18 protein-coding genes are annotated in these 22,878 nt (G+C 60.5%); 9 read left to right on the forward strand and 9 right to left on the reverse strand.

Going from position 1 to position 22,878, the window contains the following annotated elements:
• Positions 1-56 precede the first annotated feature (56 nt).
• Positions 57-977 carry a DMT family transporter gene (locus tag ACOYXI_RS00445; protein WP_098967954.1) on the reverse strand — a complete coding sequence of 307 codons (921 nt, stop codon included), beginning with the start codon at positions 975-977 and terminating at the stop codon, positions 57-59.
• A 91-nt stretch (positions 978-1,068) separates the two neighbouring features.
• Here ACOYXI_RS00445 and ACOYXI_RS00450 point away from each other — a divergent pair, with 91 nt between their 5' ends.
• Positions 1,069-2,478 (forward strand): aminotransferase-like domain-containing protein, encoded by a 1,410-nt coding sequence (locus ACOYXI_RS00450; RefSeq protein WP_461674113.1) that lies wholly within the window; start codon positions 1,069-1,071, stop codon positions 2,476-2,478.
• A 112-nt stretch (positions 2,479-2,590) separates the two neighbouring features.
• Here the strand turns inward: ACOYXI_RS00450 and ppsR are convergent, their stop codons facing one another.
• A complete protein-coding gene (gene ppsR, locus ACOYXI_RS00455) occupies positions 2,591-3,409 on the reverse strand; it encodes a posphoenolpyruvate synthetase regulatory kinase/phosphorylase PpsR (protein ID WP_007960912.1) in 819 nt (272 codons plus the stop codon).
• A gap of 174 nt (positions 3,410-3,583) precedes the next feature.
• On the opposite strand from ppsR, the gene ppsA reads away from it, so the two are divergent.
• From ppsA to ACOYXI_RS00495, 8 genes are all read left to right on the forward strand, one after another.
• A complete protein-coding gene (ppsA, locus tag ACOYXI_RS00460; RefSeq protein WP_096797095.1) occupies positions 3,584-5,959 on the forward strand; it encodes a phosphoenolpyruvate synthase in 2,376 nt (791 codons plus the stop codon).
• Positions 5,960-6,146: 187 nt separating this feature from the next.
• Entirely contained in the window at positions 6,147-7,136 is a 990-nt protein-coding gene (locus ACOYXI_RS00465) for an alpha/beta fold hydrolase (RefSeq protein ID WP_027613293.1), read from the forward strand.
• A 226-nt stretch (positions 7,137-7,362) separates the two neighbouring features.
• Positions 7,363-7,854 (forward strand): ribonuclease E activity regulator RraA, encoded by a 492-nt coding sequence (gene rraA / locus ACOYXI_RS00470; RefSeq protein WP_098967958.1) that lies wholly within the window; start codon positions 7,363-7,365, stop codon positions 7,852-7,854.
• A 22-nt stretch (positions 7,855-7,876) separates the two neighbouring features.
• A complete protein-coding gene (locus tag ACOYXI_RS00475) occupies positions 7,877-8,872 on the forward strand; it encodes a zinc transporter ZntB (RefSeq protein ID WP_225138134.1) in 996 nt (331 codons plus the stop codon).
• A gap of 63 nt (positions 8,873-8,935) precedes the next feature.
• On the forward strand, positions 8,936-9,184 hold the full coding sequence (locus tag ACOYXI_RS00480; RefSeq protein WP_003223293.1) for a hypothetical protein: 249 nt from the start codon (positions 8,936-8,938) through the stop codon (positions 9,182-9,184).
• 2 nt (positions 9,185-9,186) lie between these two features.
• On the forward strand, positions 9,187-10,011 hold the full coding sequence (locus ACOYXI_RS00485) for a mechanosensitive ion channel family protein (RefSeq protein WP_007916401.1): 825 nt from the start codon (positions 9,187-9,189) through the stop codon (positions 10,009-10,011).
• 87 nt (positions 10,012-10,098) lie between these two features.
• Complete coding sequence (sigX, locus tag ACOYXI_RS00490) at positions 10,099-10,689, forward strand: RNA polymerase sigma factor SigX (protein ID WP_011333251.1); 591 nt, start codon at positions 10,099-10,101, stop codon at positions 10,687-10,689.
• 107 nt (positions 10,690-10,796) lie between these two features.
• Positions 10,797-11,846 carry an OmpA family protein gene (locus tag ACOYXI_RS00495; RefSeq protein WP_027613290.1) on the forward strand — a complete coding sequence of 350 codons (1,050 nt, stop codon included), beginning with the start codon at positions 10,797-10,799 and terminating at the stop codon, positions 11,844-11,846.
• A 62-nt stretch (positions 11,847-11,908) separates the two neighbouring features.
• Here the strand turns inward: ACOYXI_RS00495 and cobA are convergent, their stop codons facing one another.
• From cobA to ACOYXI_RS00530, 7 genes are all read right to left on the reverse strand, one after another.
• Complete coding sequence (gene cobA, locus ACOYXI_RS00500; protein WP_134785851.1) at positions 11,909-12,673, reverse strand: uroporphyrinogen-III C-methyltransferase; 765 nt, start codon at positions 12,671-12,673, stop codon at positions 11,909-11,911.
• 13 nt (positions 12,674-12,686) lie between these two features.
• The gene (locus tag ACOYXI_RS00505) at positions 12,687-15,398 is read right to left on the reverse strand and encodes a nitrate reductase (protein ID WP_134785852.1); all 2,712 of its coding nucleotides are present in this window, start codon (positions 15,396-15,398) and stop codon (positions 12,687-12,689) included.
• A complete protein-coding gene (gene nirD / locus ACOYXI_RS00510; protein WP_027613287.1) occupies positions 15,398-15,715 on the reverse strand; it encodes a nitrite reductase small subunit NirD in 318 nt (105 codons plus the stop codon). The genes ACOYXI_RS00505 and nirD overlap by 1 nt, the downstream gene beginning before the upstream one ends.
• Positions 15,712-18,165, reverse strand: a complete 2,454-nt coding sequence (gene nirB / locus ACOYXI_RS00515; protein WP_134785853.1) for a nitrite reductase large subunit NirB — start codon at positions 18,163-18,165, stop codon at positions 15,712-15,714. The genes nirD and nirB overlap by 4 nt, the downstream gene beginning before the upstream one ends.
• A gap of 419 nt (positions 18,166-18,584) precedes the next feature.
• Positions 18,585-20,255: a protein kinase domain-containing protein gene (locus tag ACOYXI_RS00520; protein WP_461674114.1), complete on the reverse strand. Its 1,671-nt coding sequence runs from the start codon at positions 20,253-20,255 to the stop codon at positions 18,585-18,587.
• 7 nt (positions 20,256-20,262) lie between these two features.
• Positions 20,263-21,474 carry a nitrate/nitrite transporter gene (locus tag ACOYXI_RS00525; protein WP_027613284.1) on the reverse strand — a complete coding sequence of 404 codons (1,212 nt, stop codon included), beginning with the start codon at positions 21,472-21,474 and terminating at the stop codon, positions 20,263-20,265.
• Between the two features lie 824 nt (positions 21,475-22,298).
• Entirely contained in the window at positions 22,299-22,874 is a 576-nt protein-coding gene (locus tag ACOYXI_RS00530; RefSeq protein ID WP_027613283.1) for an ANTAR domain-containing response regulator, read from the reverse strand.
• Positions 22,875-22,878: the final 4 nt, after the last annotated feature.

The following is a 22,878-nucleotide window of genomic DNA, read 5'->3' on the forward strand; positions in this document are numbered from 1 at the left end:
GATGTTCAAAGTTGAGTGGTGTGTGAGCCCTTGTGCTCACGTCGGGTCGTGGGCTTTCAGCGTTTGAGCGGTAGCTTGGTGATCGCGAAACCGGCGAGCAGGATTGCCGAGTACAGCATCAGGTCCCGCGAGATCGGCGTGCCTTCGTACCAGGCGCCGATGAGCAGGGCGAATACCGGGAAGATGATGAACACGAACGACAACAGCACCGGGCTGAGGCGTTTGAGCAGGATGAAATACACGATAAAGCCGCCCACTGACGCCACCAGTCCGAGGTACAGCAGAGCGCCCCATGAGCGCGCGGTCACGTCCTTGAATACCGGTGCTTCCACGTTCAAGCCGACAATAAATAACATCAGCCCGGCGATGCCGATCGGCAGGGTGTTGTAGGTGATCACGCTGATCGCGCTGCCGTGCTTTTTAGTCACCACGTAACACAGCGCATGCAGGATCGCCGCGCACAGAATCGCCAATACGCCGAGCCATTCCGCCTGATCCAGATGCAGGCCCTGGCTGCGAATGATCATGAACAGACTGGCGAAACCGATGGCGATACCGAGCATCTGTGTGGGGAGGATTTTCTCGCGCAGGAACAGCGCGGAAAACATCAGGATAAACACCGGCATGCAACTGAACAGCAGCGCTGTCAGACCGGACGAAACGTGCATCTCGCCGTAGTTGAGTAGGTAGTACGGCAGGCTGAAGTACGACAGCGTGACGAACACGAAAAACCAGCGGCTCTGTCGCGGGAACAACAGCGGTTCCCTGCGCAGTGCGGCGAAGCTCAGGAACAGCGGAAAGGCGATCAGAAAGCGCAGGCCCGCGGCGGTCAGTGGCGGCACGCTTTCCACGGCAATCCTGATCCCCAGCCACGTGGTGCCCCAGCTCAGGCAGACGATCAGAAACAACGTGCTGGTGAGCAATCCGGCGAGCCAGGGGTTGCTGATGTTCAGCGGTGCGCTGATGGCAGTCGACATGCTGGGTGCTCCGCAGCAAAGGAATTGACCCGGTTGTTGAAAAGGGCTATCCCTGATTGAACCTGTTTTCAGCACGCTATTCGGGGCGACAATGACTGTCAAAGTAAGTATTGCCATGGTGTCAATCCTCCGCGATGGCCTCGCCAACGGGGTGGGGGTAAAGTACAAGCGCCTGGCGGATGCGGTGCAGCAGGCCATCGCCGAAGGCGTGATTGCGGCGGGAGCGAAATTGCCGCCGCACCGGCTGTTGGCCGATAGTCTGGGCGTGACCATTGGCACCATCAGTCGCGCCTATGGCGAACTGGAGCGGGTCGGTCTGGTGGTGGCCCGGGTCGGCGATGGCACTTATGTGCGTGAGCGCGGGATGGAGCGGCCGCAGGACAAGGGCTTTCGCAATGTCAGCGATGAGCCGCGCGCCTGTTTCGACATGAGCCGCAATCAGCCGATCCCTGGGCAGGAAGCGGCATTCATGAGCCAGACCCTGCACAGCCTCGCCAGTGATCCGCGCGGCTTGCAGCAGTTGACCGGTTACACCGTCGAAAGCGGTTTGCTGCGGCATCGGCAGGCGGGGGCGCGTTGGTTGAGTCATGGCGCGTTCCAGCCGCACGCCGATCAGGTGTTGTGCGTCAATGGCGGCCAGCATGGCTTGCTGTGCGCCTTGATGGGCCTGCTCAAGGCCGGCGACACGTTGGTTACCGAGCATCTGACCTATCCAGGCCTGATCAGCGTCGCGCGCCAGTTGGGGATCAAACTCATCGGTGTCGCAATGGATGACGAAGGGCTGCTGCCGGCAGCGCTGGACGACGTCTGCCGGCAGCATCGCGTCTCGGCGCTGTACTGCACGCCGACGATTCAAAACCCGACGGCGGCAGTCATGTCGGTGCCACGGCGCGAGGCGATTGCCGACATCTGTCGCCAACACCATCTGCTGGTTTTCGAAGACGACGCGCATGCGGTGCTGGCCCGCCAGCGGCCGTTGCCGCTGAGCCATTTCGCCGCCGAGCGCGCGGTGTTGATCGGCAGTCTGAGCAAGGCCGTTTCAGCCGGTCTGCGGGTCGGTTATCTGCATGCACCGCAAACGCTGATCGGGCGCCTGAGTGCGGCCATTCGCGGCACCTGCTGGATGGCCAATCCGCTGGCGATGGAGTTGGCGAGCCGCTGGATCGACAACGGCATGGCCGAGCGTTTGCTGGATGAGCAGATCAGCGAAATCGGCCGGCGCAAGGCGCTGGTCGCACCGGTGTTGGCGGGGCTCAATTACAAGGCGGATGCGCATAGCCCGCACTTCTGGATTGAGGTGCCGGAGCTGTGGCGCGCATCGCAAATTGCTGCGGAGCTGAAGGAAAACAACTACCTGGTGGCCACCGCCGAGGCCTTTGCGGTCGGGCATGCGGCGGTGCCGCAGTTCATTCGAGCGAGTGTGTGCAATGCGGTGGGGGATGACCGGTTGTTGCTGTCCGGGTTCGAGGCTCTGGCGCGGGCATTAACGGAAACCGTGTAATCGTTCTTCGCGAGCAAGCCCGCTCTCACATGCGATCGCATTCCAACTGGAGGAGCTCGATCAACCTGTGGGCGCGGGCTTGCTCGAAGGCGTCGGAACAGACGCCACAAATCTATTTGAACCGCCGCTCCACGCCTTTCTCCACCAGAATCTTCGCCGAAATCTCTTCCACCGAAAAATGCGTGGAGTTGATGTGCGGGATGTTCTCGCGGCGGAACAGGTTTTCCACTTCGCGCACTTCGAATTCGCACTGGGCGTAGCTCGAATAGCGGCTGTTGGGCTTGCGCTCGTTGCGGATCGCGGTGAGGCGGTCGGGGTCGATGGTCAGGCCGAACAGCTTGTGCTGATGGGCGCGCAGGGCGGTCGGCAGGGTCAGGCGTTCCATGTCGTCTTCGGTCAGCGGATAGTTGGCCGCGCGGATACCGAATTGCATTGCCATGTACAGACACGTCGGCGTCTTACCACAACGCGACACGCCCACTAGTATCAGGTCGGCCTTGTCGTAATAGTGGGTGCGCGCGCCGTCGTCGTTGTCGAGGGCGAAGTTCACCGCCTCGATGCGCTCCATGTAATTGGAGTTGTGGCCGATCGAGTGCGACTTGCCGACGGTGTAGGAAGAATGCTCGGTCAGTTCCTGTTCGAGCGGGGCGAGGAACGTCGAGAAAATGTCGATCATGAAACCATTGGAGGTTGCGAGAATCTCACGGATGTCCTGATTGACGATGGTGTCGAAGATGATCGGACGGAAGCCGTCGGTTTCGGCGGCTTTGTTGATTTGTTGTACCATGGCCCGCGCTTTGTCCGCGTTGTCGATATACGGCCGCGTGAGCTTGGTGAAGGTAATGTTTTCGAACTGCGCCAGAAGGCTTTGACCCAGGGTTTCGGCGGTAATGCCGGTGCCATCGGAGATAAAGAAAGCAGATCGTTTCATTTGCACCTTGGGCCTTAAGCTAAAGAGTATTTCTGGATATGATAGGCGCGATTTGCCGGCCGCCATTGGCCCGCATTCTCACTTATTTTCCAGGTCCAGGCCATACAGCCGGCCAACGCTCCCCCGAGCCGCCGGTTTCTGAGCTTTTCCAACACAGTTAGTGGAGAGATCACCTTGGTAGAGTACGTAGTTTCCCTCGATAAGCTCGGCAAACACGATGTTGAGCATGTGGGGGGCAAGAACGCATCCCTGGGCGAGATGATCAGCAACCTGGCGGGTGCCGGTGTGTCGGTCCCCGGCGGCTTTGCCACCACCGCGCAGGCCTATCGCGACTTTCTCGAACTGAGCGGCCTCAACGATCAGATCCACAAGGCTCTCGACGCCCTGGACGTCGATGACGTCAATGCACTGGCCAAGACCGGTGCGCAGATCCGTCAATGGATCATGGACGCCGAATTCCCTGAAAAACTCAATACCGAGATCCGCACCGCGTTCGCCGCGCTGTCGGCCGGTAACCCTGACGTGGCCGTGGCCGTGCGTTCTTCCGCCACCGCCGAAGACTTGCCGGATGCCTCGTTCGCCGGTCAGCAGGAAACCTTCCTGAACATCCGTGGTGTGGAAAACGTTATTCGCGCCGCCAAAGAGGTGTTCGCTTCGCTGTTCAACGACCGGGCGATTTCCTACCGCGTGCACCAGGGCTTCGACCACAAACTGGTCGCCCTGTCGGCTGGCGTGCAGCGCATGGTGCGTTCGGAAACCGGTACCGCCGGCGTGATGTTCACCCTCGATACCGAATCCGGTTTCCGTGACGTGGTGTTCATCACCGGCGCCTACGGTCTGGGCGAAACCGTTGTTCAAGGCGCGGTCAACCCCGACGAATTCTATGTACACAAAGGCACCCTGGAAGCCGGTCGCCCGGCGATCCTGCGCCGCAACCTCGGCAGCAAGGCGATCAAGATGATCTACGGCGACGAGGCCAAGGCCGGTCGTTCGGTGAAGACCGTCGATGTCGACAAGGCTGAACGCGCGCGTTTCTGCCTGACCGACGCCGAAGTCAGCGAGCTGGCCAAGCAGGCGATGATCATCGAGAAGCACTACGGCTGCCCGATGGACATCGAGTGGGCCAAAGACGGTGACGACGGCAAGCTGTACATCGTGCAGGCCCGTCCGGAAACCGTGAAAAGCCGCACCCAGGCCAACGTCATGGAACGTTACCTGTTGAAAGAAACCGGCACCGTGCTGGTGGAAGGTCGTGCCATCGGCCAGCGCATTGGCGCCGGCAAAGTGCGGATCATCAAGGACGTCTCGGAAATGGACAAAGTCCAGGCCGGCGACGTGCTGGTCTCCGACATGACCGACCCGGACTGGGAGCCGGTGATGAAGCGCGCCAGCGCCATCGTCACCAACCGTGGCGGCCGTACCTGCCACGCGGCGATCATCGCCCGTGAACTGGGGATTCCAGCGGTCGTGGGTTGCGGCAACGCCACCCAACTGCTCAAGGATGGTCAGGGTGTGACCGTGTCCTGCGCCGAAGGCGACACCGGTTACATCTTCGAAGGCGAGCTGGGCTTCGACGTCAAGAAAAACTCCGTGGACGCCATGCCGGAGCTGCCGTTCAAGATCATGATGAACGTCGGCAACCCGGACCGCGCCTTCGATTTCGCGCAGCTGCCGAACGCCGGTGTCGGCCTGGCCCGTCTGGAATTCATCATCAACCGCATGATTGGCGTCCACCCGAAAGCGCTGCTGAACTACGATGGCCTGCCGCAGGAAATCAAGGACAGCGTCGACAAGCGCATCGCCGGTTACAACGATCCGGTCGGCTTCTACGTCGAAAAACTGGTGGAAGGCATCAGCACCCTCGCTGCTGCGTTCTGGCCGAAGAAGGTCATCGTGCGTCTGTCGGACTTCAAGTCCAACGAATACGCCAACCTGATCGGCGGCAAGCTGTACGAGCCGGAAGAAGAAAACCCGATGCTCGGCTTCCGTGGCGCTTCGCGTTACATCAGCGAATCGTTCCGTGACTGCTTCGAACTCGAATGCCGCGCGTTGAAACGCGTGCGCAACGAGATGGGCCTGACCAACGTCGAAATCATGGTGCCGTTCGTGCGTACCCTCGGCGAAGCCAGCCAGGTGGTCGATCTGCTCGCCGAAAACGGCCTGGCCCGTGGCGACAACGGCCTGCGCGTGATCATGATGTGCGAACTGCCATCCAACGCGATCCTGGCTGAAGAATTCCTCGAGTTCTTCGACGGTTTCTCGATCGGTTCCAACGACTTGACTCAGCTGACACTGGGCCTGGACCGTGACTCCGGGATCATCGCGCACCTGTTCGACGAGCGTAATCCGGCGGTCAAGAAGCTGTTGGCCAACGCGATTGCCGCGTGCAACAAGGCCGGCAAATACATCGGCATCTGCGGTCAGGGCCCTTCGGACCACCCGGATCTGGCCAAGTGGCTGATGGAGCAGGGCATCGAAAGCGTGTCGCTGAACCCGGACTCCGTGCTGGAAACCTGGTTCTTCCTCGCCGAAGGTCAGGCGCAGGCTTGATCCATATGTGAACGGCCATCCACGCCTGTGGGAGCGGGCTTGCTCGCGAAGACGGAATGAGATCCGCCACAAATGTTGGCTGATACACCGCTTTCGCGAGCAAGCCCGCTCCCACAAAGGTCGGGGGCTTTGAGATTGAAGTAGGGCGGGCTCCTGTAGATGCCGCCCTTTTTTGTGCAAGAGCATTATGCAAAGCAGCAGCAACCTGTTTCCTGTCGCCCTGATCAGCGCCGAACGTCGCGGTGATCTGAGCGAAGATGTGTATCGACTCAAACCCGGCAACAGTCCCGACTGGTCCGTGGAAATCGCCGTGACCCGCTTGGGCATGGCCGACGACACGACACCACGCGGCGTGCCGGTGATTTTGTTGCACGGCAGTTTTTCCAATCGGCGCTTCTGGTTTTCCCCCAAGGGCCTCGGGTTGGGTGCGTACCTGACCCGTCTGGGCTTCGACGTGTGGATCCCGGAGATGCGCGGTCACGGCCTGTCGCAGCGCAACGAGGACTACCGGCGCAACCGCGTAGCCGACTACGCCCGTTACGATCTGCCGGCGATTGCCGCGTTCGTCCGCGAGCAGAGCGGGCAGGTGCCGCACTGGATCGGCCATTCGCTGGGCGGCATCACGCTGGCGGCGGCGCTGGGTGGCGAATACCTCGGCGAGCCGGCCGTGGCCTCGGCGGCGTTTTTCGGCACGCAGGTCAGCCGCACGTACTGGCCGCTGAAGATTCCACCGGTGGAGTGGAGCGGGCGCTTCATTCTCAAGCGTTTCGCGCAGTTGTCCGGCTCACGCCTCAAGCGCGGCCCGGAAGACGAGCCGATCGGGCTGGCGCTGGAAAGCATGCGCTGGTACGGCTTGTTCGGGCGTTTTGGCGACAAGGACAAGGACTGGTGGGCCGGCCTGGCCGAGGTTCAGGTGCCGGTGCTGGCAGTGACCGCGGCGGGCGATCATCAGGATCCGGCGTGGGCCTGTCGCAAACTGTTCGAGCAGATCGGCTCCGAGCACAAACAGTTCGTCAATCTGGGGCGCGAGCAGGGCTTCAGCGACAACTTCGGGCATGTCGAGATGTTGGTGAGCAAGGCGGCGCAGGCCGAGGTCTGGCCGCTGGTGGCACGCTGGTTGAACGATCAGCAGACGCCGTTGCTCGGCGACAAGCCGGATCTTGCCGCTGCGGTCTGAGTCCGGGGCTCTGAAAAGGGCATTTCGTTCAGGTCGCCTTGCGGCTAAGATATGACGCATTGTGCGGTTCTGGTCATATTTGGTGGCTGTTTAGCTATTACGTTTCAGCGTTTGTTCAGGTTCGTTCAGCGACCATTGCATGAACTAAGGTAAACAGCGACCGCCGGGACTCGTTTCAAAAGAGTGCGACATCCTTGATCGTCTTCCTTTTTACAGGAGTTTTTCGATGAACCATTACCTCACGCCTGACCTGTGCGACGCCTATCCGGAGCTGGTGCAGGTGCTGGAACCGATGTTCAGCAATTTCGGCGGCCGTGATTCCTTCGGCGGCGAAATCGTGACCATCAAATGTTTCGAAGATAACTCGCTGGTCAAAGAGCAAGCCGAACTCAAGGGTAACGGCAAGGTGCTGGTGGTCGATGGCGGCGGTTCGCTGCGGCGCGCGCTGCTGGGCGACATGATCGCCGAGAAAGCCGCGAAAAACGGCTGGGAAGGGATGGTCATCTACGGTTGTATCCGTGACGTCGACGTTATTGCCCAGACCGATCTCGGCGTTCAGGCGTTGGCCAGCCATCCGATGAAAACCGAAAAGCGCGGTATCGGCGATCTCAACGTACCGGTGACTTTCGCCGGCGTGACGTTCCACCCGGGCCACTACATCTATGCGGACAACAACGGCGTGATCGTTTCGCCAAGTCCGCTGCAGATGCCTGAATAAGTTTTTCGACAAAGGGATGCGGATGTTCGAGGAACAAAACGCGCAGTGGGGGCTGGTGCATGCCCTGGTGCTGGACGGTAAAGGCGGTGCGCGTTCGATTGCCCGGACTGAGCTCGACGATCTGCAACTGCAGGCCCATGAGAGCCTGTGGCTGCATTGGGATCGCAGCCATCCGCAAACCCAGACCTGGCTGCGCAAATCCAGCGGCCTGAATGAATTTGCCTGCGACCTGCTGCTGGAAGAGAACACCCGGCCACGCCTGTTGCCGTTGCCGGATGCCGAACTTCTGCTGTTTCTGCGCGGGGTCAACCTCAACCCCGGCGCCGAGCCGGAAGACATGGTCTCGGTGCGGATTTTCGCGTCGGCGCAACGGGTCATCTCGCTGCGTTTGCGTCCGCTGCGTGCCACCGATGAGCTGCTGGCGCTGCTAAGCGAAGGCAAAGGCCCGAAAACCTCATCTGAACTGATCCTGTATCTGGCGCAATTCCTTACCAACAAGGTGCAGGATCTGGTCACCTGCCTGTCGGAACTGGTCGATGAAGAGGAAGAAAAACTGGATGCCGACGAACGGTATACCCCCGAGCATGGCTCGATTTTGCACATCCGCCGCCGGGCGGCCGGACTGAAGCGTTTTCTGGCACCGCAGCGGGATATTTTCGGACAACTGACCCGGATAAAACTGCCGTGGTTTGTCGACGATGACGCCGACTACTGGAACGAATTGAACAACAGCCTGACGCGCTATCTGGAAGAGCTGGAATTGACCCGAGAGCGCATGGGGCTTGTGCTGGAGGCCGAAGACCGGCGTTTGAACGTGCGCATGAATCGCACGATGTACCGCTTCGGCATCATCACCTGCATCTTTTTGCCGATGAGTTTTCTCACCGGCCTGCTGGGCATCAATGTGGGCGGCATTCCGTTCTCGAGCAGCCCTTATGGTTTCCTGATTGCCTGTCTGACGGTGCTGGCGATGGCCTTCGGTCAATGGTGGTTATTCCGCCGTTTGCGCTGGGTGTGAATATGCAACATGTGACCCGACCAAATTTGCCCGCGTCTTTCACAGACATCACGAGAGGTGCGTATGCACGATCCGTTTGAACAGTCTTTGCGCGACATGCTCAACGCCTCGCCGTCCAGCCGTGACGACGACGCATGCCTGGGTCGCGTACTCAAAACCGCCAACCGCCAGGTGGGCGCCGGTGATCTGTTCAGCCTGCTGGGCCGCTGGCTGCCCGCGCTGATGATCGCCCTGAATAACGGATCGGCCCACGTCTCGCCGGTTTCCCGTCTTCGTAAAACTACTGCACGCACTGCTGATAAGGCTGATTGAATATGGAACTTGATCTCTGGACTCAGAGCCTCGTCACTGCAATGACTGCGTTGTGGACCAAAGTCGCCAACTTCATCCCGAACCTGTTCGGCGCACTGGTGGTGCTGCTGTTGGGTTTCGTGGTGGCCAAGCTGCTCGATACCTTGCTGTCCAAATTGCTCGCCAAACTGGGCCTTGATCGCCTGATGGGCGGCACCGGCCTGACCAAGTTGATGTCGCGGGCCGGCCTGCAAGTGCCGATCTCAACCTTGATCGGGAAGATTGTTTACTGGTTCGTTCTGCTGATTTTCCTGGTTTCTGCAGCAGAGTCCCTTGGACTTGAGCGAGTTTCAGCTACGCTGGACATGCTGGCCTTGTATTTGCCGAAGGTTTTCGGCGCCGCGCTGGTGTTGCTGGTGGGTGTTTTGCTCGCGCAATTGGCCAACGGCCTGGTGCGCGGAGCGGCAGAAGGCGTAGGGCTGGACTACGCTTCGGGTTTGGGCCGAATCGCCCAGGGGCTGGTGATCATCATCAGTATCTCGGTCGCGATCAGCCAGCTCGAGGTCAAGACTGACCTGCTGAACCATGTGATTGTCATCGTATTGATTACCGTTGGTCTGGCCGTTGCGCTGGCCATGGGTTTGGGAAGCCGGGAAATTGCCGGTCAGATTCTTGCGGGAATCTATGTGCGTGAGTTGTATCAGGTTGGGCAACAAGTGCGTGTTGGCGAGGTCGAAGGCCAGATCGAAGAGATCGGCACGGTTAAAACCACATTGCTGACCGATGAGGGTGAGCTAGTCTCACTCTCCAATCGGATCCTGCTGGAACAGCATGTGAGTAGCCGCTAACCCGGCAAACCCTGCTAATGTATGCCGCCGCAAAATGCCCTGAGAGGGGTGCGGCGGACATTGACCTGACTGTCGGCACGACTTGTTTTGAATAAAGCCCAAACGCTATCCACGCGCTATGACCCCCGTGAGCTCTCTGATGAGGAGTTGGTCGCGCGCTCGCATACCGAGCTGTTTCACGTGACGCGCGCCTATGAAGAGCTGATGCGGCGTTACCAGCGAACATTATTTAACGTTTGTGCGAGATATCTTGGGAACGATCGCGACGCAGACGATGTCTGTCAGGAAGTGATGCTTAAGGTGTTGTACGGCCTGAAGAACTTCGAGGGGAAATCGAAGTTCAAAACCTGGCTCTACAGCATCACGTATAACGAATGCATCACGCAGTATCGGAAGGAACGGCGAAAGCGTCGCTTGATGGACGCCTTGAGTCTGGACCCGCTGGAAGAAGCGTCGGAAGAAAAGGCGCCGAAACCCGAGGAGAAGGGCGGACTCGATCGCTGGCTGGTGTATGTGAACCCGATTGACCGTGAAATTCTGGTGCTACGATTTGTCGCAGAGCTGGAGTTTCAGGAGATCGCAGACATCATGCACATGGGTTTGAGTGCGACAAAAATGCGGTACAAACGTGCTCTAGACAAATTGCGTGAGAAATTTGCAGGCATTGCTGAAACTTAGTTCAGCGCAAATATCTCTTACGTGTAGGCAAGTTCTGATAGACTTGCCGCCGAGTTGTCCCCCGGTTTGCGGGACTGCTTCACAATCACCAGATGGGGATTTAACGGATGAAACTGAAAAACACCTTGGGCTTGGCCATTGGTTCTCTTATTGCCGCTACTTCGTTCGGCGCACTGGCACAAGGCCAAGGCGCAGTTGAAGGCGAGATCAACTACAAGAAGCAGTACAACGACAGCATTGATCATGTCGAAGACGGCTTCAACCCAGGCGCCAAAATCGGTTACTTCCTGACCGACGACGTCTCGATCAACTTCGGCTGGGATCGTAACAACCACACCCGTTCGAACGACGGTACCGGTAGCCAGAAACTGCGCGGTGACAACTTCGGTCTGACCGCTCAGTACCACTTCAACAACGCTGGCGACGCTCTGCGTCCTTACGTTGAAGGTGGTGTTAAGCACGGCAACCTGACCAACGTAGCTGCTGACGGCCACACCGGTCGCGACCAGTCGACTTTCCTGACTGCTGGCGCTGGCGTTAAGTACTACTTCGCTGAAAACTTCTTCGCCCGTGCTGGCGTAGAAGCTGACTACAAACTGGACAACGGCCGTTGGGACTACGCTCCATCGGTTGGTCTGGGTGTGAACTTCGGTGGCGGCGGCAAGCCAGCTGCTGCTCCAGTTCCAGCTCCGGCTGAAGTCTGCTCCGACAGCGACAACGATGGCGTTTGCGACAACGTTGACAAGTGCCCGGACACCCCAGCCAACGTAACTGTTGACGCTGATGGCTGCCCAGCAGTTGCTGAAGTTGTTCGTGTAGAGCTGGACGTGAAGTTCGACTTCGACAAGTCGGTCGTCAAGCCAAACAGCTACGCTGACATCAAGAACCTGGCTGACTTCATGAAGCAGTACCCAGCCACTCACACCACTGTTGAAGGTCACACTGACTCCGTCGGTCCTGACGCTTACAACCAGAAACTGTCCGAGCGTCGTGCAAACGCCGTTAAGCAGGTTCTGACCCAGCAGTACGGTGTTGAGTCGTCCCGCGTTCAGTCGATCGGCTACGGCGAATCCCGCCCAGTTGCTGACAACAAAACCGAAGCTGGCCGTGCTGTTAACCGTCGCGTAGAAGCGCAGGTTGAAGCTCAAGCTAAGTAATTAGCTGCCGCTACGAGAAAAGCCCGGCTCAGGCCGGGCTTTTCTTTGCCTGCGATTTGGCTTTACAGGGCGTACACAGTTCCCTTGCGGGAGCTGCCGGAGACTGCGATCCTTTGCTCTGCAATGGCAGCCACTGCGCCGATGACGAGTATGGCCGGGCTCTTGAGCTCAAACCGGCAGGCGTCGTCACTCATGCTCATCAGATCAGTGCGGCACTCACGCTGCTCTGGCAGAGAGGCATTCTCGATCATCGCCACCGGCGTATCTGCCGCCATCCCGCCGGCCAATAGCTGATCGCGAATCTCGCCAAGCTTGGCCACCCCCATGTAAATCACCAGTGTCGTCCCACCTCGCGCCAACGCCTGCCAGTTCAATTGACTGTCGTCCTGGGTGTGCGCGGTCACCAGCGTCACCCCGCGCGCCACACCGCGCAACGTCAGCGGAATATCGCATTGCGTCGCGCCGGCGAGTCCGGCGGTAATACCGTTGACCAACTCGACCTCAATCCCACGTTCGCGTAACCACTGCGCCTCTTCGCCGCCACGACCGAAAATGCACGGGTCACCGCCCTTGAGCCGCACCACGCAGTTGCCTTGGCGCGCATAACGCAACATCAGCCGATGGATGAACGCCTGCGGTGTCGAGCGACAGCCGCCGCGTTTGCCCACGGCAATGATTCGCGCGGTGGGGCAATGCTCCAGCACCGCGGCATTGACCAGATCGTCAATCAACACCACCTGCGCTTCACGCAATGCGCGCACCGCTTTGAGCGTCAGCAGTTCGGGATCACCGGGACCTGCACCCACCAGCCAGACTTTTGCATTCATGGTGTTTTCCTTATCAGCTGGATACCGGCTGCAGATCGGCCGCCAGCAATCGTTTGATTTCCGGGACGCACGAACCGCATTGCGTGCCGCATCCCAGTTGTCGTTTGAGGCCTTGCAGATCGAGACCCTGGCGAATCCCGGCACACACCGCGCTGTGGCTGACGTTTTGGCAGTTGCATAGGGTTTTTCCCGGATTGGCCTGCAAACCGGCACTGCCCGGCGGCGCACTCATCGGCGCCAGCAGCCAGCGTCGCAGTTGTTCATCGGCGCGGCCCTCCAGCCATAGCCCCTGCAGCCAATGCCGGGCCAGGGTTTCGCCGGCCAGGCGGATCGCGGTGATGCGGCCGTTTTCGATGCGTACCCGTTTGCCGATGGCGCGACGCGGGTCGTCGTAGGCCAGCACCGGCCCGTCGAGCAGCGCCAGACACTGATCGATATCGCGCAGCAGTTGCGGCTCCGGCGCCGTGACGCTGGCAGCGCGTATCAGCAGCGCGGGCCGTTCACGTCCGGCAAGGCTGAGGCTGACGTAGGAAAACGCCTCACACAGGGGTCGTAGTGTCTCGAAATGCCGTTGAACATCGCCCTCGATGAGTGCGAAGAGCTGCCATGGCAGATTCACCGGTTCCAGACGCACGCCGCTGTGCTTGAGTTCGGGCTGCTTCGACAGCGGGTCGAAGGCCGCCAGGGTCAGGCTGTTTACTCCGCCCTTGAGAAAGCGCTCGCCCCAGTGCATCGGCAAAAAAGCCTGACCCGGACGCACGCCGTCGTCGCTGCCGACAGCCACAATCACCGCACCGCGTCGACTCTTCAGATTGACCAGATCTCCCGGCTGCAAACGATGACGGCGCATTTCGTCCGGATGCAGGCTCAACAGCGCTTCGCTGACATGCCCGAACAATTGCGCTGCGGTGCCGGTGCGGCTCATACCGTGCCATTGATCGCGCAGACGGCCGGTGATCAGGGTCAGCGGAAACCGTGCATCGCGTTGTTCTTTGGCCGCGCGATAAGGATCGGCAACAAACTGCGCACGACCGTTGGCCGTGGGAAAAATCCCGTCGCCATACAAACGCGCGGTGCCTTTTCGGGCCCCGGTGGGGAAGGGCCACTGCTGCGGTCCCAGTTCATCGATCAATTGATGGCTGATGCCCGACAGGTCCAGATCGCGTCCACGGGTCAGTTGCTTGTATTCGTCGAACAACTGCGCCGGATGCTCGAAAGCAAACAGGCTTGGTTGTTGCGGACGCAGACGTTGCTCCAGCCGTTGTGCGAAATCCACGGTGATCGCCCAGTCCGGCCGCGCTTCACCGGGTGGGAGAATGGCCTGGCGCACGTGGGAAATGCGCCGTTCGGAGTTGGTCACCGAGCCTTCCTTTTCGCCCCAACTGGCAGCGGGTAACAACAGGTCGGCGAAGGCGGCGGTTTCGGTGGTGCGGAAGGCTTCTTGCAACACCACGAACGGGCAGGCCTGCAGCGCCTCGCGAACCGCGTGTTGATCGGGCATGGACTGTGCGGGGTTGGTGCAGGCAATCCACAGCGCCTTGATCTGGCCGCTGCGCATCCGCTCGAACAGCTCGATGGCGCTCAGTCCAATGTTTTCAGGCAGTTGATCGACGCCCCAATAGGCTGCCACTTCGGCGCGGTGTTCGGGGTTGGCTGCCTCCCGGTGACCGGGCAGCAAATTGGACAGGCTGCCGGTTTCCCGCCCGCCCATGGCATTTGGCTGACCGGTCAGCGAGAAAGGTCCTGCGCCTGGCCGGCCGATCTGCCCGGTGGCCAGGTGCAGATTGATCAGCGCGCTGTTTTTCGCGCTGCCAGCGGTGGACTGATTCAGGCCCATGCACCAAAGCGACAGGAAACTTGGCGCCGTGCCCACCCATTCCGCGCACTGCTGCAATTGCTCGACACTGATCCCGCACAGTTGCGCGACCATTTGCGGGGTGTAATCGCGCACCCGATTTTTCAGTTCAGGCAAACCGTCGGTGTGCGCCCTGATGAAGTCGCGGTCGATCCAGTCTTCCCACAGCAGCAGATGCAAAATCCCATGGAACAGAGCGACATCGGTGCCGGGCAAAATTGCCAGATGCAGGTCCGCCAGCTCACAGGTGTCGGTGCGTCGGGGGTCGATGACGATGACCTTCATCTGCGGTCGGCGCGATTTTGCCTCTTCAAGGCGTCGGAAAAGAACCGGGTGGGCGTAGGCCATGTTACTGCCGGCGATCATCACGCAATCGCTGAGCTCCAGATCTTCATAGCTGCACGGCGGCGCATCGGCGCCGAGGCTGCGCTTGTAACCGACCACTGCCGACGACATGCACAGCCGGGAATTGCTGTCGATGTTGTTGGTCCCGACTAGCGCTCGCGCCAATTTGTTGAAGGCGTAATAGTCTTCGGTCAGCAACTGTCCGGAGATGTAAAACGCCACGCTGTCCGGGCCGTGTTCGGCGATGGTCTCGGCAAAGACCTGGGTCGCGTGATCCAGCGCCGTATTCCAGTCGCAGCGACTGCGCGCCAGGCCTTTGCCCAGACGCAGCTCCGGGTACAGCGCCCGGGCGGCCAGATCGCCGGTCAGGTGCAGGGTCGAGCCTTTGCTGCACAATTTGCCGAAGTTGGCCGGATGCGCCGGATCGCCGCTGACGCCGAGAATGCGCTCGCCGTCATGCTCGATCAGCACGCCGCAGCCGACGCCGCAGTAGCAGCAGGTCGAGGCGGTCGTCTGGCGGTTCATCAGACCGCATCCCGCAGTGCCAACTGCACGCGGCCGTTTTCGACCCGGGCCGGATGATGGTGCGCGCAGCCGATGTCCGGGGCCTGAGCCTCGCCGGTTTGCAGGTCGATCTGCCAGTTGTGCAGCGGGCAGGCCACGCGTTTTCCGTAGATCAAACCTTGTGACAGCGGCCCGCCCTTGTGCGGGCAGCGGTCGTCGAGGGCGAAAACTTCGTCGTCGCTTGTACGAAAAATCGCGATGTCGCCTTTCGGCCCGGCAATGATCCGCGAACCGAGGGCGTTGATCTCTTCCAGGGCACAGATATCGAGCCAATTCATGCCGGCACCTCCAGGTTTTTCACGGGGATCACCTCGAATTCTTTCTTCAGTTGCGGCTGCGCCAGACGCTCTTTCCACGGGTCCTGTTCGAACGACAGGGAGAACTGCAGACGCTCGTTCAGGGCCTTGCGCCGCTCCGGATCTTCAAGCACGGCCTGCTTGATGTGCTCCATGCCGACCCGTTGCAGGTAGTGCACGGTGCGTTCGAGGTAAAAGGCTTCTTCGCGATACAGCTGCAGGAACGCGCCGTTGTATTCACGAACTTCCTCGGCGGTTTTCAGCTTGACGAAGAACTCGGCGACTTCGGTCTTGATCCCGCCGTTGCCGCCGATGTACATCTCCCAGCCGGAGTCGACACCGATGATTCCTACGTCCTTGATCCCCGCTTCCGAGCAGTTGCGTGGGCATCCGGAGACAGCGAGTTTCACCTTGTGCGGCGACCACATGTTGAACAGGTCGTGCTCAAGCTCGATACCCAACTGCGTCGAGTTCTGCGTGCCAAAGCGGCAGAACTCGCTGCCGACGCAGGTTTTCACGGTGCGGATGGATTTGCCGTAGGCGTGGCCGGACGGCATGTCGAGGTCTTTCCAGACGCCCGGCAAGTCCTGCTTCTTGATCCCCAGCAGGTCGATGCGCTGACCGCCGGTGACCTTGACCATCGGTACGTTGTATTTGTCGGCCACGTCGGCGATGCGGCGCAGTTCCGAAGGGTTGGTCACGCCGCCCCACATCCGTGGCACCACCGAATAGGTGCCGTCCTTCTGAATGTTGGCGTGGGCGCGTTCGTTGATCAGGCGCGATTGCGGATCGTCCCTGGCTTCGCCGGGCCAGGTGGAAATCAGGTAATAGTTCAGCGCCGGCCGGCAGGTGGCACAGCCATTCGGGGTGCGCCAGTTGAGGTAGCTCATGGTGTCGGCGATGGTCAGCAGATGCTGTTCGCGGATCGCCTGGCGGATCTGCCCGTGGTTGAGGTCGCTGCAACCGCAGATGGCTTTTTCGCTTTTCGGTTTGACGTCCGCCGCGCCGCCGACGGTGTTGATCAGGATCTGCTCGACCAGCCCGGCGCAGGAGCCGCAGGAACTGGCAGCCTTGGTGTGCTTCTTCACGTCATCGACGCTGAACAGGCCGTGTTCCTGAATCGCCTTGACGATGGTGCCTTTGCACACGCCGTTGCAGCCGCAGACTTCGGCAGTGTCGGCCATGCTCATGGCTTTGTCCTGGCCCTGATGTCCTACGTCGCCGATAGAATTTTCACCAAACATCAGGTGATCGCGGATCTCGCCGATGGCGTGATTCTCACGAATCTGTCGGAAATACCAACCGCCATCTGCCGTATCGCCGTACAGACAGGCGCCGACCAGCACGTCATCCTTGATCACCAGTTTTTTGTACACGCCGCCGATCGGGTCGGAGAGGGTGATGGTTTCGGTGCCTTCGCCGCCCATGAAATCACCGGCGGAAAACAGGTCGATGCCGGTGACTTTCAATTTGGTCGAGGTCACCGAGCCCTGATAGCGGGCGAAACCCAGTTGTGCGAGGTGATTGGCGCAGACCTTGGCCTGTTCGAACAGCGGCGCCACCAGGCCATAGGCGATGCCACGATGGCTGGCGCATTCGCCGATGGCATAGATGCGCGGATCGTAGGTCTGCAGGGTGTCGTTGACCAGAATCCCGCGGTTGCAGGGGATGCCGGCGCGTTCCGCCAGTTCGGTATTGGGGCGGATGCCGGCGGCCATCACCACCAGATCGGCGGGGATGATCTCGCCGTTCTTGAACTGTACCGAGCCGACCCGGCCGTTGCCTGCGTCGTGCAGGGCTTGGGTCTGCTCGCACAGACGAAAGTGCAGGCCACGGGCTTCGAGCGCCGTTTGCAGCAGTTGGCCGCTGGTCTTGTCCAGCTGTCGCTCCAGCAGCCATTCGCCGATGTGCACCACGGTGACGTGCATGCCGCGCAGCATCAGGCCGTTGGCGGCTTCGAGGCCGAGCAGGCCGCCGCCGATGACCACCGCGTGCTTGTGGGTTTTGGCGGTGTCGATCATCGCCTGGGTGTCGGCGATGTCGCGGTAGCCGATCACACCCTGCAAGGTATTGCCCGGAATCGGCAGGATGAACGGCGTCGAGCCGGTGGCGATCAGCAGGCGATCATATTCAGCCTCGGTGCCGTCCTCGGCGATCACCCGGCGTTTGACCCGGTCGATCTGCACCACCTTGCGGTTGAGCAGCAACTTGATGTGGTTTTCCAGGTACCAGTCGAGGTCGTTGAGCACGATCTCTTCGAAGGTCTGTTCACCGGCCAGCACCGGCGACAGCAGGATGCGGTTGTAGTTGGTGTGCGGTTCGGCACCGAAGACCGTGATGTCGTACAGCTCGTTGCTCAACTTGAGCAGTTCTTCCAGGGTGCGAACCCCGGCCATGCCATTGCCGATCATCACCAGTTTGAGTTTTTTCATCAGGTTCTCCGGGGAGCGGTGGCTGGCCTCTTGTGGGCAGTCAGGCCGTGCTCGACAAATGTTGCGCAAACAAAAAAAGGCGTCCCGCTAGTTGCCTAGCGAGGACGCCTTTGTCCTGGTCCCGTTCTCTCGGGAAGCCCGGCCTTCGTCGTTGAAGGCTGGGCTTTATGTATGGTGAAACGGGTAATGCAGCGGTTGTGCCAAGTGTGGGGGTGGCGGGTTTATTGCGTTTAGTCAGCGTTTATCAAGGTTTTTTGCACCTTATCGAAGCGGGCTGCCCATTCGTGGAGCGTTCAAACAGAAGGATTTGTAGTGATTGGACGGACGCCTTCGCGAGCAAGCCCGCTCCCACAGTAGAACCGAGTCGTTCACAAATCCCCTGTGGGAGCGGGCTTGCTCGCGAAGGGCGCGAAGCGGTATCAGCGGTGAAACAACACCACCAGCAGCACCAGATTCCCCAGCAAAGCCAGCAATGCTACCGTCCGCCAGACCGTCAACGGCTCACGCTCCAGCAAAGGCCTGGGTCGCACACTCAAACTGCGCCGCTCCCCTTGTTCCAGCACCAGCAACCATTCCTCAGCCGTTTCGAAGCGCTGTTGCGGATCCGCCGCCACGCCACGCTCCAGACTCTGCGCAATCCATTCCGGCACGTCCGGGCGGTAGCGACCGGCACTCACCGGCAGGCCGAATCGCGGCCGCTGGAAAGCTTCGACCTCGCCATAGGGGAAATGCCCGGTCAGCAGGAAAAACAGGGTCACGCTCACCGCGTACAGATCCTGTTGCGCACTCGGTGGCTCGCCGCGAAAGGCTTCCGGGGCGATGAAGCTGGGCGTTCCCGGCAGCGTTGACGGTGCGTCAGCGGACAGACCGGGGCAGTACGCCAGACCAAAATCCAGCAGACGTAACTCTCCATCGTCACCCAGATGCAGGTTTTCCGGCTTGATGTCGCGGTGCAGAATCTGCCGCCGATGCAGCAGGCCTACCGCCCGCAGCAAGCGCTCGGCAATGTCCTGCCACTGCGCCAACGGCAACGGGTTGTTGTTTTGAAACAGCTGCGCCAAGGTCATCCCGGAATATTCGCGCATCACGTAGTACAAATGCTGACGCTGAGTGCCGGCATGGATTTCAGGAAAATGCCGCCCGGCGACACGCTTGAGGAACCATTCTTCCGACAGCAAGGCTTGCCCGGCCTGGGGATCATCGGCCAGCCGCGCCGGCAGGGTTTTCAACAACCAGCCCCGAGCTTGGCCATCCAGCACTCGATACAGTAGCGATTGCTGGCTCTGAGCGACAACGCCCTGCACCTGCCAGCCTTCGAACATCTGCCCGGTTTTCAGCGCTGGCGGCAGCGGCCACTGCTGTAAGTGAATCAGCGCATCGCCGATGTTCGCTTCGCCGAGCGCATCGACCCGCACCAGCAGCGCACTGGCATTATCCTGACTGCCGGCCAGATGCGCAGCGTTGACCAACGTGTGTGCGGCGCTATCGAGATCCGGCTGATCGCGCAGAATCGCCGCGATTGCGGTATCGCCCAGAGACGACCACACGCCATCGCTGAGCAGCACGAAACATTCGCCCTCGCGTAAGTCACCGTCGAGAAAATCCAGCACCAGATGCTGATCCAGCCCCAGCGCGCGTTTGAGCACGTGCTGCATGCCCGGCTGCTCCCAGACATGATCCTGCGAAATCCGCTGCAAAGCGTCGGCCTGCCAGCGATAGACCCGGCAATCGCCGACGTGGGCCAGGGTGAAACGCCGACCGCGCAGGACCAGTGCGCTGACCGTGGTCAGCAGCGGTTGCCCGCCGCCATTGGCCTGCAACCAGCGATTTTGTGCGAGCAGCAGGCGATCCAGCGCCTGCGCCACGCTCCAGGTTTGCGGCGTGGCGTAGTAGTCCAGCGCCAGTGCCTGCAGGGTCGAGCGTGCGGCCAGGCCGCCGTCGGCGCATTGGCTTACGCCGTCGGCAATGGCGACCAGATAGCCTTTGCTGGCGGCCAGCGCCGGGGCGGGCGTCACCAGGCGCATTGCGTCCTGATTTTCCGCGCGCGGGCCGGTGGCGCTGGCCTGGGCAAAGCTCAGTTGCAGGGGCATGAAGGCTTCAGACCCGCGCAGCGGTCACTGCGGCCGAACCCCAGGTGGTTCTCCAGCGACGTTTGACCCCGTGCAGACCGAACCACGCCAACACGCCGAGGCTGGCGAACAACCACAGCGCCAGTTGATAGCTACCGGTGCTTTGCTTGATCGCGCCCATGCCGGCCGCCAGGGCAAAACCACCAATGCCACCGGCCATGCCGATAAGCCCGGTCATCACGCCGATCTCCAGGCGAAAACGTTGCGGCACCAACTGGAACACCGCGCCGTTGCCGGCACCGAGACCGAGCATGGTGCAGACGAACAGCGCCAGTGCGGCGTAGGAGCTGGGCAGGTTGAAACCGACAGCGGCGATGCAGATTGCCGCCACGGTGTACATCGCCAACAAGGTGCGGATGCCACCGAAGCGATCCGCCAACGCACCGCCGAGCGGACGCATCAGGCTGCCACCGAACACGCAGGCAGCGGTGTAGTAACCCGCCGTGACAGGACTCAGGCCGTATTGGTCGTTGAAGTAGCCGGGCAGGGCGCTGGCCAGGCCGATGAAGCCGCCGAAGGTCACGCTGTAGAAAAACATGAACCACCAACTGTCGCGGTCGCCAAGGGCCTTGAAGTAGTCGGCCATGGCTTTGGCCTTGGGCCGCTGCGGGGCGTTTTTTGCCAGCCAGGCGAACAGCACCAGCGTCAGGATCAATGGAATCAGGGCGAAACCGAACACGTTGCTCCAGCCGAACGCCGCAGCCAGCACCGGGGCGATCAGCGCGGCGAACACGGTGCCGGAGTTACCGGCGCCGGCGATGCCCATGGCCTTGCCCTGATGCTGCGGTGGATACCACTGCGAAGCCAGCGGCAGGGCCACGGCAAACGAAGCACCGGCCATGCCGAGGAACAGTCCCAGAATCAGCGCCTGTTCATAACTGTGGATGCCGAGTTTCCATGCGCCGAACAGCGCGCAGATCACGATCACCTGACCGATCAGGCCAGCGGTTTTCGGCGACAGACGATCGGCCAGCATGCCCATCACAAAGCGCAGCACCGCGCCGGCGAGAATCGGTGTCGCCACCACCAGACCACGTTGTTGTGTGGTCAAGTGCAGGTCGGCGGCGATCTGCACCGCCAACGGGCCGAGCAGGTACCAGACCATGAAACTCAGGTCGAAATACAGGAACGCTGCGAACAGGGTCGGGGTGTGGCCGGATTTCCAGAAGCTTGAATTCATCGCGCACCTCAGCTGAAAAGAATCTCGAAAGGAGTCACAGCAGGTGGCGCGCCGCCACGGCCGCACCACCGGCCCCGGGCTGTGGGGCCAAAACGCAAAAACGCCGCTACCTGGTTCGCCGATGTGGGCGAGCGGGGTGAGCGACGTCTTTGTCGTGGGTGGGGCAACCGCCGTTGGTTACCTGTGCGGAATACTTAGCCAGATTTGTGCCAACACTTGAAAGATCAAAAGCCCCTCACCCTAACCCTCTCCCATAGGGAGAGGGGACTGATCGAGTTGTTCCAACGAATTCAGCGACGTGAACGACCGAGTCGATTACGAATTCACCCAACATCGTTCAGGTCGGCATATCACTGCGCTATCGCCCAATCAGTCCCCTCTCCCATAGGGAGAGGGGACTGATCGAGTTGTTCCAACGAATTCAGCGACGTGAACGACCGAGTCGATTATGAATTCACCCAACATCGTTCAGGTCGGCATATCATTGCGCTATCCCCCAATCAGTCCCCTCTCCCATAGGGAGAGGGGACTGATCGAGTTGTTCCAACGAGTTCAGCGACGTGAATGACCGAGTCGATTATGAATTCACCCAACATCGTTCAGGTCGGCATATCATTGCGCTATCCCCCAATCAGTCCCCTCTCCCATAGGGAGAGGGGACTGATCGAGTTGTTCCAACGAGTTCAGCGACGTGAATGACCGAGTCGATTATGAATTCACCCAACATCGTTCAGGTCGGCATATCATTGCGCTATCCCCCAATCAGTTCCCTCTCCCTCTGGGAGAGGGTTAGGGTGAGGGGCTTTTCAAGCGCTCAGCGGTTTTCAGCCAAGCAACTCACTCATGGCAATGATCTGCTCCGCCACCTGAATCAGCTTCTGCTGGCGACTCATGGCCTGGCGGCGCATCAGGGTGTAGGCCTCTTCCTCGTTGCAGTCCTTCATTTTCATCAGCAGCCCTTTGGCCAGTTCGATGCGTTTGCGCTCGGCCAATTGCTGGTCGCGGGCCAGCAGTTGCGCGCGCAAGGCCTGATCGCTTTCGAAACGCGCCATGGCCACATCGAGAATCGGCTGCAGGCGCTGGGCGTGGATGCCCTCGACGATGTAGGCACTGACCCCGGACTTGATCGCCTGACGCATCACCCCCGGGTCATGTTCGTCGGTGAACATCACGATCGGCCGGGGCTGGTCGCGGCTGACCAGCACCACTTGCTCCATGACATCGCGGCTCGGTGACTCGGTATCGATCAGGATCACGTCCGGGCGCACTGTTTCGACGCGGGCCGGCAGGTCGATGGTCAGACCGGACTCATCGATGACCTCGAAACCGGCCTCGGTCAGCGCGGCCTTCAGGCGCCCGACTTTTTTCGCGGTGTCGTTGATCAGCAGAATGCGCAGCATATTG

It is taken from the genome of Pseudomonas sp. G3-19, assembly GCF_054855875.1.